General features: G+C 44.4%; 1 protein-coding gene. It reads right to left on the minus strand.

The features are described 5' to 3' along the window. Positions 1-337: 337 nt before the first annotated feature. Positions 338-610 (minus strand): carboxyl transferase domain-containing protein (locus ACTXGO_RS15840; RefSeq protein WP_443575195.1); only part of this gene is annotated, 273 nt, incomplete at its 5' end.

A 610-nucleotide genomic window follows, 5' to 3' on the forward strand; every position in this document is an offset into this window, starting at 1 on the left:
AATCTCAGGACGATTTAAGGTTACGGTTGCGATATAGTTTTCTGTGGTTACTAGTAGATTTTTATAATTATTCATATATGTTTGTTCCTGTTTGTCATGCTTTTGTGACGTTGGTTCTGACTTAGCGCTCTTACTAATTCCGTGAAGAGTGGTAGGGTTGGTTAGTTTTTAAAATTCTTATGGAGAATGCAGGTAAAAACTAACCCACCGTATTGTCTTACTCTAATAGAAAATCTTATTCAAAAGATTTTCCTTGCAAGCTTAACGAAGCAGTGCTTCGTTTTTACAGCTTTCAGGTTACGCATTCGCTAGCCCACCCTACACAAAACATATCAACCTACATTCTAAAGACACCAAACGTCGTCTCTTCTATCGGGGCGTTGTGCGCAGCACTCAGTCCAAGCGCCAATACCTTGCGCGTATCAGCAGGATCAATCACCCCATCATCCCAAAGCCGTGCAGTGGCATAATAAGGATGGCCTTGCTCCTCATACATATCGCGAATCGGCGCTTTAAAGGCTTCTTCGTCAGCTTCGCTCCATGCCTCGCCTTTGCGCTCAAAATTATCGCGCTTGACCGTTGCCAGTACTGAGGCCGCTTGCTCGCCGCC

Source organism: Psychrobacter sp. T6-1, from assembly GCF_052258445.1.